Below are 10,027 nucleotides of genomic sequence, written 5' to 3' on the forward strand. Positions count from 1 at the left end.
AGGTTAAGTTTACCATGTTTTAATGTGAGCTTATAGTTTGAAGACACACTCTAATCGAATCGGGAATTTTAATTTTGATAAATACAAAATGATGGGTCTGAAAAATTTCATGACTCAACGATTGGTTTGTATTCGATACTCCAGGGACGTTCTTCAAAATCCGTTGCACATAGTTTTCGACCCAATTATCCGAGAGTTTCCCGCTGCCCTTATCTACAAAAGGAAAATTTGTGCCAAAAAATTGTTCGAATTTCTTCCAATCAATTGTACCGTTTGATGCTTCGCTCAACTTCATCACCTCGTTGATCCGATATTGCGATATCATATGAAGCCGCTCCTCTAGGTGTTCACCCAACGTGAGGTAACAAATGGGCATCTGCCTGAATACGATGCGTTATATGTAATATGAGCACGGAATAAAAATGCTTTTGGACTTGGGTATTCATGTCATCCAGGAAAATCGCATGAGGATTAAGGTGGTAGTGTATGAACCTGATTGTCCACCAAAGTATTACGATTCAAAACCTATGTGTGAACACGGTATCCAATTCTTCTGTATTGCAAATCGGCAGTGCAGGGGTGATTCAACCGCTATCCAATCCACCTAGCGCTCCCGAACCGGTCCAATCGGCTCAGGAGGCCGCTGAAACTGGCACTTCTTTGGTCCCTTTACCGCCCCCGGCTTGAGAATAACAATGACAGGAGGAACCAATGATGAATCATGCTTCACAGGAATGGAACCATTACTTGAATCAACTTCATAATTATATTCAGTGGCAAGCAAGTAAAATTGACAATTTAGAGAAAAAGCTCGAGGAAGTAAATAAAGAACTTGCTGGCCTACAAAATAAAAAACCAATATCGATTGACAAAATCGAGTATCGCTTTGACCAGTTAAAGATAGAAAATCTGAATGGAACATTAGTGATAGGGGTTACTCCGGAAGGGGTAAAATCTATCGAGGATATGGCGGCCCAGGGGTGCAGCTGGACACACAGCGCTAACGATAAATCCTCCGACCTAAATCGTTCGGTCTCCAAAATCATTGAACAGTATGTTGACAGCAGCGTCCCGGATATCATTGATTCCACTGCCAAATTACACCAAACGATGGTAAATCACGAGTATCGCCAACGTATGATCAGTGATCTACAAAAACAAATGAATGGCCGAATTCAGTACTATATGGGCCAAATGGATGAATATTCGGCAAATCATCCGGCACTTGCTAAAGATCAAATCGTAGATAAGGTAAAAAACGATATCCACATCGCCATCGATAAACATATCGGAACGATAACGAAGGGAGCGCAGCATCCTCATGCAAATGACAGTCATCAATAAAGAAATCAATGTAAATACGATCCGGGTGCTCGGTGTGTCCAACTCGTCCGTATTGATGGTCGGCGATACGAATGAAATCCGATTGTTTTCTCTTGCTGAATCTCCGCCTGAGGAATCTGTAACCCCCGATACTGCGGCTCCTCCCAAAAAAGCATAACCTCATGAGAATCTCATGCGTGCAGAATTTGCGGGTGGACAGTATTTCATATAGTTCAATACTTCTTGTTGGAGATGCCCAAAGAGTAACATCGGATTCGAAAGATTTAATCATTCAAAGCAAGGACACGTTCTATATTGGACCTGACAGAGATTTTAGCGAGTTTCCGATCTTTGCAAAAAAGATTCCTGAAACAAAGGTGCCTGTCCCCCTGCAAATGAATGTGATTAACGAATCGAAATTGATAAAAGTAAAGGAAATAGAAGCAAAGTCAGCAGGGGAATCATCGGTTATTCAAATTGGATCAAACTGCTCGATTCGGTGTGACTCAAGAATAAAAACCATCAAGGACTAATCAAGAAATAACCAGAAGCGCGGTGCGAGAAACTCAAACTCATGTCACATAGGCAAATAAATGGCATATGATGGATTTATCTTATGTCAATTGAGGTGTGTAGCATGCCCTCCATTGTTGGAAACATTAAAGTCGTCAGCGTTACATCAGGCGGAATTGTGCATATTGGCGATTCGATACAAGTATCACCAGCGAGCACCGCGAAAAGTTACGGCGGTGCGGGATCATTTAATACAGGCGATTTTATGAACGCCAACAGTGCCGCAAGTGCTACAAATACGATAGATCCTGATGTAGCTGACTCGAATATTCCATCTGCTGGCAACAGAGGGGTCGTATAGACTTGGATATAGATATCTGATGCTAAAAACCGGGGGAATCCGCCCGGTTTTTGCCCTCTCTATTGAGCTCATCCTTTCAATCATTTTTGTTGGACTTTACGCCTTGCCCACTCCTTCCCCATAGCGGCGCATCCATCAACCGGAACCTCCCGCATCTCGGCGCTTGCCCGTTCCTTCCACTCCACCCTGCCTTCGGCAATCGATCGGCCAATGACGATGCGCAGCGGTATGCCGAGCAGATCCGCATCGGCCAGCTTCACGCCTATCCGTTCATCACGGTCATCGAGCAGCACGGATAGGCCGGCCTGCTTCAGTTGCGCGTACAGACGCTCTGCGGCCTGCCGCTGCTCCGCATCCTTCGACGCCACCGGAATAAGGTGGACCTGGAACGGCGCAATGGCCTGCGGCCAGATGATGCCGCGCTCATCATGGTGCTGCTCGACGATCGCCGCCAGCAGGCGCGATACCCCGATGCCATAGCAGCCCATGAGCAGCGGCTGCTCGCGGCCGTTCGGGTCGAGCACCGTGGCGCCAAGCGCAGTACTGTACTTCGTGCCGAGCTTGAACACGTGGCCGATCTCGATGCCGCGATGGAACTGCAGGCGGCCCTCCCCGCAATGCGGACAGGCTTCGCCTTCGATGACGTTGCGGAAATCGCCGACCGCATCGAGCGGGATATCCCGGCCGGGAACGACATGCTTCACGTGAACGTCAGCGGCATTGCCACCCGCGATGCCTTCGCTCATCGCGGCGACGTCCCGATCGACGAGCAGCCGCACATCCGGCCGAAGCCCGATCGGGCCGGCGAAGCCTGTCGGCGCGCCCGTCACGGCAGCGACGGTCTCCTCGTCCGCCAATTCAACCGCTTCCGCGCCAAGGCTGTTCTTCACCCTGATCTCGTTCACTTCATGGTCACCGCGTACGAGCACGGCGATCGGCGCCCCGTCGGCCGTATAGATAAGCGTCTTAATCAATGCAGACGGGTCCAGCTTCAGACCGGAGGCCAATTCCTCGATCGTCCGTATCCCCGGTGTAGGGAAACGTACCGGCGCAGGACGATTCCCGTCCTGGCCGGCTTCTCGCCCGCTGCCAGCTCCATTCCTCGCTGCGCCTCCGCTCTCCGCCCGCTCCAGATTGGCCGCATAATCGCATGCCGTGCAGGATACGACCGTGTCTTCGCCGACACCGGCCAGCACCGTGAACTCATGCGTAGCCCCATCCCCGCCGATAGCCCCCGCATCCGCTTCGATGGCGCGATAGCGCAGGCCCAATCGCCGCATAATGCGATGATAGGCAGTGAACATGGCGCGATAGCTGGCGTCCAGTCCTTCCGCATCGATATCGAACGAATAGGCATCCTTCATCAGGAACTCGCGCCCGCGCAGCAGGCCGAATCGCGGACGCCGCTCATCACGGTATTTCGTCTGAATCTGATACACCGTAAGCGGCAAGCGCTTGTAGGACTTCACTTCATCCCGGATAAGCGCCGTAATGGCTTCTTCATGCGTCGGGCCGAGCGCGAATTCCCGCCCATGCCGATCCTGCAGGCGGATCAGCTCAGGTCCGTACACGCTGTACCGTCCCGATTGCTTCCACAGCTCAGCAGGGAGCAGCGCGGGGAGATGAAGCTCCTGGGCTCCGGCCCGGTCCATTTCTTCCCGAATGATGTGCTCCAGCTGGCGCATCACCCTCCAGCCGAGGGGCAGGTAGGAATAGACGCCCGACGCCAGCGGCCGGACGTATCCCGCCCGCACGAGCAACTGGTGGCTTGCCGCCTCGGCATCCGCCGGAGCCTGCCGGAGTGTTGGAGAGAATAATTGAGTTTGAAGCATAATGCCATAACCTCCCTTTTTGCTAGAAAAAGCATGCCTTTCATATCGCCCAAGCACTGGTTAACGCTTTTGCTGCGCCTGGCCGCTTCCACCGCACCTCAGAACGCTGCCCCGTCCGGCGTGCGGTATGCGCTCCCGCTTCGCTCCGCAGGCGGGCCCGGAAGTAAGCAAAAAACGCACCCGCCCCGAAGGGACGAATGCGTCGTGGTACCACCCTAATTCGAACGCCTGCTAAGCGGGCATTCCTCTTCTACGCATAACGGCGTAACCCGGCGGCCGCCGGCAGCTTGCCGGAGTCCGCAGCTGCAAAGGAGGAAGCGACCACCTGCAAGAGGAGCCTTCCAGCCCGTGGGCCCCCTCTCTGTGCATGCGTTCCGTGACGCTCATGTCTTTGGTCCTTGCTTTTCCTGTCTTCTGCATTAGATTTCTCTGACCATACCGCGATTTCCCGCGGAAGTCAAGAGCGACCGGGAGTACCGCCGCGTGACAGGCCCAATCGCCTGCTGTCATTTCTCTGCAGTAACGCCATGCCGCCTCTTCATCGTCCTTCTTCCCGTGTACCAGCTATATCCGAGCGGCAGCAGGCTGGCAGCGCCGATCCAAGCGCCGAGACCAAAGATGTTCAGGTATGCCTCGAGCGGCTTGGCGGGATCGCCGTCATCCATCAGCCCCAATCCCAGCGCGGCGCCTAGCACCAAGCCCACATTGCGCGTCAAAGCAATCATGCTGCCGATCGAGCCCGCGTCGTCCTTCATGGCATAGCTCATAATAAAGCTGTTGTTCGGCGAGGCGATCAATCCCATCCCCGCACCGATCAGCGCTAGCGTGCAGATGATCCCCCACAGCGGCAGCTCGCCGAATGACCCGGAGAACAGCATGAACCCGCTTGCCATGGCGCACAGTCCAAGGCACATCAAGCGCCGCGAGCCAATCCGATCCGAGAGATGCCCCGCGATTGGACCGATAACGGCCAGGAGGAGCGGATATGCCAGCATGACATAGCCGATATCCGCCGCGGATACTCCCGTTGTCTCAGAGATATAGAACGGCATAAGGACCAGCGCAATATTGGCCAGCAGGAACGATGCGCAGCTGATAAGCAGGCCGCAGGCCACGGCTGGAATGCGGAAGGCCGCGAGCGGCAGAAAAGGCTCTTCTTGCCGGGACTGCCACAGCCAGCTCAACGGCCAGACGATAAGCAATACAACGTAGAGCATAAGCATGCCCGGGGAGCCCCAACCTAAGGCGCCGCCGTCCACAATGACGTAGATTCCAGTACCGATGCCGCCCATGAACAGGATGGCTCCGACGAGATCCAATGAGGAGTTCCTCTTCTCCTCCTTCTGGTCCGCAGGAATAAAGCGTATCGCCAGCCCGGTAGCCAATACCGCCACAGGCACATGAATCAGGAACGCCCACTGCCAGCTCAGCCAGGCCGCGGTGAAGCTGCCGGCCACCGGGCCCGCCATGCCGCCCAGGGCAACCGCGGTGCTTACGAACCCGAGAGCCCGCCCTCTGTGCGCTCCCGGCATATGGAACGTAATGATCGCCATATTCGTCGCCTGGAACATCGCCGCGCCTGTCGCTTGCACAATGCGCATCGCGAGCAGGACGGCGAGGTTCGGCGAGAGCGCGACCAGGACAGAGCTGATCGTGAATAGGGCAATGCCCCAGTTATGAATGCGGCGATGCCCCCAACGGTCGCCTAACCTGCCCATCAAGGGAAGCAGCGACGTAATGGCGAGCAGATACCCCGTCGTCATCCATTGCACGGTCCCGATATCCGACTGGAACACGGTGATGAACCGGGGAAGCGATACGTTGACGACCCCGGCGGTAAAATGAGACAAAAAAGCGCTGAGGCAAATGGCCGTCATCATCCACGCCCGCTGCTTGCCATCTGTTCCGATCATCCCGTGTGCGGAAGCACTCAACAGGCTTCCCTCCCTTCCGGCGGAAGATCAGATCGCCGGATATTGAACGTGATGTCCGGTTCCAACTCCTTCAGCATGCTTCCCATCCCGGTCAACTGCTCGATATGATAGACCCCGCTCGGGCAGAACGAATCAACCAGCATCGCGGCAGAGGCAGCCGCGACCTTGGCCGTCGCGGCGGACTGATCCCTGCCATGGAGGAAGCACTCTGCCAAGGCAGGCTTCCCGTCTCTGCTTCTTCCTCGAGCTTCCGCCTTGACGGCGAACCGGTCTCTCCCGAAGCGAAGCGCCCCGAGGCCGCGAACAATCCGCCTGCGCAGCCAGCCCGCTTGCAGCAGACGGACTGCCCCCCTTCTGCTGGCCCCGGCCAGCAATCCGGTAACCATGGCGGAATCGAGGCAGAAGCGCGTAGCGACGGTCGGGACGCCCAGTGTTCGCGGAAGGATCATCTGGTCGGAGAACGGGAAGCGGTAGGCTTGGCGGCAGCCGAGGTCGGCGCCGAAGTCGAAGATTTGGCCGTCCGTGAAGCTCAGCGCCTCCTCCGGCTCCCCCTTCCGCGTTATTTCGAAGCGTGCGCCCAGATTATCTACCATCCATTCGATAGCCGCCTCCCCATGGGCGTCACCCAGCCCAAGCATTATCGCGAGATCGATCTGATCCGTCTCGCCCAACAACCGTTGCGCTTCCAGCGCGAGCAGATTGGTCAGGCCGGGTGCCAGCCCCACGCTCAACAGCGCGGTCGCCCCATTAGCGGCCGCCTCATCCCGGAATTGCTCCACTTGGCGAAGAAAAGAGCCGTTCGCCGACACATCGATATAATGCGTGCCCGCGCGGAAGCACTCGCGGACAAAGTCCGTGTCGCTCTGATCCAGACACATGATAACGAGCTTCACGCCGTTAAGCAGGTCAGGCGGCAGCGGCTCCCGGATATCGATCTCCAGTGGTCTGATCTTGCCTTCGGCGGATTGGCAGAAATGTTCGGCCCGTTCTCGGCTGCGCCCGGCCGCATTCACCTTGCCCGGATAACGCTCCCCCAATATCCCGCAAATGGTCCTCCCCACATGGCCGTAGCCGCCGACGACAACAATCTTCTCTTTCGTATCCATCTCCATCACCATATCCTGTATAATAAATTGGGAATTAAGAAACATTCTCAATTATACAGGATCAGGATAATTTTACCATCCCATATTTCTGGGATTCCAGTCCGATTTATTTTTATAACATTAAATATTAGCTGCGTTAACGGAAATGCTAAGGAGCGCCTCTATGACAACCATTCACCAGATGACCTTGATACGACGGCAGATTGAGAAGCTTGGCGCAGCTTATGCCACCTCTCCCGATTACCGTTCCTCCCTGCTGCCGTTCCCCCCCATTGTTGCATATAGCTTCTGAACGTGGTAGCATTTGGATTAATCTACACGAAAGAGGCGATTACAATGACAGTCAGCTCTAATAAACTCACCACAAAATCAGAGGTACGGAAGGCATAATACCGATTAATCCATACTGCCATCTTCCGTATCTTACGAAGCGGAGGACAAAGTAAATGTTCAGTTATTACAGCAATCTATGCACGGAAGTATATGATCTTACCAAACCTGTCGGTCACTCCGTCGGTGGCGATATCGAGTATTATCTTGATAGACTCCGATCATCCCGAGGTAGAGTTCTAGAAGCCGCTGTAGGCTCAGGGCGCATGCTCATCCCGCTTCTTGAAGCAGGACTGGTTGTAGACGGGATTGATTATTCCCCTGCAATGTTGGCTTCTTGCCATCAACGCTGTGAAGAGCGAAACGTAAAGCCTGTGCTGTATGAAGGAGAATTACAAAATTTTGCGCTGCCCCATAAATACGATGCGATCATTATTCCAACCGGGTCTTTCTGCTTGATTGATAATCGTCAAGACTCGATTAACGCACTGAAATGCTTTTACGAGCATCTAACTCCCGGAGGACGGGTAATTATTGACCTTATCTTGCCCGAACGCATGGAGATAGGGACGATGTCTACATCAACCTTTACGTTCCCTTCAGGAGATGTCATTACCGTAGAAGATAAGCTCGTGGAATTTAATATGATCCACCAATATTCGGTATCCTATCTAAAATATGAAAAGTGGCGCGAAGGAACTTTAATTCAATCCGAGCTGCAACGTTTTGCGCTTCGCTGGTACGGTAATGAGGAATTCAAGCTCGTATTAGAAAACATTGGCTTCTCAGACATCGTATGCTCTACCGATTATGTATATGGAAAGCAGCCGGCTGACGGAAGTCAAATATTCACTTTTGAAGCTGTTCGAAAGTAAAATTTCACATTCATAAGGTCTTGGCGTTATATGCCAAGACCTTTTTTGGCGTTCTGCAGTGATGATATACGGAAGAGCAGGATCAATTGACTTTACTGGGATGAATAGGGACAAAACGATAATACGATTGCGGTTCACTCCACCGTGAGAGCCTGCAACCGGTCGAGCACCTTGCCCACCCATCCTCTCCTCATGACGTCAGTAAGGAAGCCTTCGCAGAAGCGTTCCTGCCGCACATAAGCCGTCATCAGCTTCCGCAGTTCCTCGATGCTCGCCCGCTCAATAAAGCAGCTATGCTCATCGACGCTCTGGAGCTGATTCTCTAAGAGCTCGAGCAATATGATGGCGATAGACGCGGCGCTCAGTACAGCATGGCCCCTGAACCATCTGTGTCCGGCGCCTTCCGGCAATATACATTTCACGAATTGAAACATGAAGCCTGCCACCAGAAGCAGTGAAAGATTCAACAGCGGGATGTTCCAGCCATAATCAAGGTGCAGTCAGTCCAGCAGCAGCTTGTCATCATCGGCCAACGTCGCAAAGATAGCGCTCAGAACTAATATCGAGAAATAGAACAGGCTCTTGACCTGGACCCCGATGCAAAATAAAACGACAGCATAGATGAAGTGCATGATGAGCACGATGCAGACGACAAGCTGCGAGCCGATGCTTATCGATGACGCCTTGTTCACACTCTCGGCCGCGCCAAAATAAAGGGGGAGCACTATCCCCCTATCCACCCCTTCAAAATAATTCGCTACCTGAATGATAATCTCAATCTCCCCGCCGCCGGATACGAAGTAACCGGAATATGGCACATCCCGCGATACGGTCTGCGCCTCGTTCGGCCCAGGCCATCCGGCATTCGCAAGCAGCTTGCCGTTGACATACAGCGCAGAAGAGCTGACCATTCCCGGTATACGAATCGCGAAAGACCGCTCTTGGCCGGGACTCATTAGGATGCGCAGCCGGTATGAACCATACCCGCTGGCGGATCCCGTCACCGGGCTCCAGGTGCCGGGAACGTACACATAGCTTGGCTCGTCTCCGGATGAAGCAGGACTGCGTAAGTCATCCCCAAGAAGCACCCCGGGAATAAACTCCCACTCCCCATTCAACGGGATTATGCGCATATTGCAAAGCTTCCTCCGCTGTTGACTGCTGCTCATTCCGGCCACAATGCGCTCAAAGCACGGCTTTCAGCGCTTGCTAGACGTAGTAGACGAGTGCACGGGAATATATTGTGCAGGTTCAGGGGCAAGATGTCGGGGAACGTGAGAAGAGCATTGAATTGAACAATAGATTACCATTACGGACTATACCAAAACTATACACATCCCCTGCAAGCGGAAATAGATAACCTACGGAAGATAATCGCCTTCCTACAGACATTCAAGAAATATGCAAGAGCACCCTACGGATGAGGGCGCTCTGCACAGCACTGTTTTATAAGCTTTTCTTTTTATAATTCCGGACAAAGAAGATAGCTCCGATAAGCAGGAGCAGAACGATGCCGACCGTTATCGCTTCGTTTACCCGATCGTTCATCGCTGCGGCATCGTCTTGCTCGCGATTGCCTCCCGGTCGGCCGCCGCCGAAGTTCGGCATCTGGCCATTGCCCATATCCGGCCATTTCCCGTCGAATTCAGGCATGGCCCCGCCGCCCGGGTTCGCCTGCCCGCCTCCGTCGGGATTCCCCGACGCTCCATTCTGCGCGTCCTGCCCTTCTACGGCGTTCGGCGGCTGACCCGCT

At 53.7% G+C, this 10,027-nt stretch carries 13 protein-coding genes and 1 pseudogene; 7 read left to right on the forward strand and 7 right to left on the reverse strand.

The genetic code is table 11. The features are described from left to right. Positions 1-19: 19 nt before the first annotated feature. On the reverse strand, positions 20-325 hold the full coding sequence (locus tag DQX05_RS25955) for a hypothetical protein (protein ID WP_182914906.1): 306 nt from the start codon (positions 323-325) through the stop codon (positions 20-22). A 161-nt stretch (positions 326-486) separates the two neighbouring features. On the opposite strand from DQX05_RS25955, the gene DQX05_RS25960 reads away from it, so the two are divergent. The 5 genes from DQX05_RS25960 to DQX05_RS25980 all read left to right on the forward strand — a co-directional run bounded on the left by DQX05_RS25960 (position 487) and on the right by DQX05_RS25980 (position 2,197). Beyond that, entirely contained in the window at positions 487-687 is a 201-nt protein-coding gene (locus DQX05_RS25960; RefSeq protein WP_119796213.1) for a spore germination protein GerPB, read from the forward strand. Positions 688-711: 24 nt separating this feature from the next. Next, entirely contained in the window at positions 712-1,344 is a 633-nt protein-coding gene (gerPC, locus tag DQX05_RS25965) for a spore germination protein GerPC (RefSeq protein WP_259392236.1), read from the forward strand. Beyond that, positions 1,322-1,501 carry a spore germination protein GerPB gene (locus DQX05_RS25970; protein WP_119796215.1) on the forward strand — a complete coding sequence of 60 codons (180 nt, stop codon included), beginning with the start codon at positions 1,322-1,324 and terminating at the stop codon, positions 1,499-1,501. Before gerPC ends, DQX05_RS25970 begins: the two co-directional genes overlap by 23 nt. A 19-nt stretch (positions 1,502-1,520) precedes the next feature. Next, positions 1,521-1,856, forward strand: coding sequence for a spore germination protein GerPE (locus DQX05_RS25975; RefSeq protein ID WP_182914907.1), 336 nt, complete (start codon positions 1,521-1,523; stop codon positions 1,854-1,856). A 104-nt stretch (positions 1,857-1,960) separates the two neighbouring features. Beyond that, entirely contained in the window at positions 1,961-2,197 is a 237-nt protein-coding gene (locus DQX05_RS25980; protein WP_119796217.1) for a spore germination protein, read from the forward strand. 80 nt (positions 2,198-2,277) lie between these two features. Here DQX05_RS25980 and DQX05_RS25985 read toward each other — a convergent pair whose 3' ends face one another. From DQX05_RS25985 to DQX05_RS25995, 3 genes are all read right to left on the reverse strand, one after another. Further along, the gene (locus DQX05_RS25985) at positions 2,278-4,029 is read right to left on the reverse strand and encodes a proline--tRNA ligase (RefSeq protein ID WP_119796218.1); all 1,752 of its coding nucleotides are present in this window, start codon (positions 4,027-4,029) and stop codon (positions 2,278-2,280) included. A gap of 506 nt (positions 4,030-4,535) precedes the next feature. Further along, a complete protein-coding gene (locus DQX05_RS25990) occupies positions 4,536-5,963 on the reverse strand; it encodes an MFS transporter (RefSeq protein WP_259392237.1) in 1,428 nt (475 codons plus the stop codon). Continuing rightward, positions 5,960-7,075: a saccharopine dehydrogenase family protein gene (locus DQX05_RS25995; protein ID WP_119796220.1), complete on the reverse strand. Its 1,116-nt coding sequence runs from the start codon at positions 7,073-7,075 to the stop codon at positions 5,960-5,962. The genes DQX05_RS25990 and DQX05_RS25995 overlap by 4 nt, the downstream gene beginning before the upstream one ends. Before the next feature lie 157 nt (positions 7,076-7,232). On the opposite strand from DQX05_RS25995, the gene DQX05_RS32570 reads away from it, so the two are divergent. Together DQX05_RS32570 and DQX05_RS26000 are read left to right on the forward strand one after the other, a co-directional pair. Further along, on the forward strand, positions 7,233-7,361 hold the full coding sequence (locus DQX05_RS32570) for a hypothetical protein (RefSeq protein ID WP_259392238.1): 129 nt from the start codon (positions 7,233-7,235) through the stop codon (positions 7,359-7,361). Between the two features lie 154 nt (positions 7,362-7,515). After that, complete coding sequence (locus DQX05_RS26000; protein ID WP_119796221.1) at positions 7,516-8,274, forward strand: class I SAM-dependent methyltransferase; 759 nt, start codon at positions 7,516-7,518, stop codon at positions 8,272-8,274. A gap of 134 nt (positions 8,275-8,408) precedes the next feature. Here the strand turns inward: DQX05_RS26000 and DQX05_RS26005 are convergent, their stop codons facing one another. The 3 genes and pseudogenes from DQX05_RS26005 to DQX05_RS26015 form a co-directional block, all read right to left on the reverse strand. Beyond that, positions 8,409-8,708 (reverse strand): DUF6508 domain-containing protein, encoded by a 300-nt coding sequence (locus tag DQX05_RS26005; RefSeq protein ID WP_119796222.1) that lies wholly within the window; start codon positions 8,706-8,708, stop codon positions 8,409-8,411. 66 nt (positions 8,709-8,774) lie between these two features. Beyond that, positions 8,775-9,407, reverse strand: a complete 633-nt coding sequence (locus DQX05_RS26010; RefSeq protein WP_119796223.1) for a hypothetical protein — start codon at positions 9,405-9,407, stop codon at positions 8,775-8,777. Between the two features lie 313 nt (positions 9,408-9,720). Then, a pseudogene (locus DQX05_RS26015) lies at positions 9,721-10,027 on the reverse strand (CotH kinase family protein); the annotation flags it as partial.

The organism is Paenibacillus thiaminolyticus (assembly GCF_003591545.1).
GTDB classification, from domain to species: Bacteria; Bacillota; Bacilli; order Paenibacillales; family Paenibacillaceae; genus Paenibacillus_B; species Paenibacillus_B thiaminolyticus_A.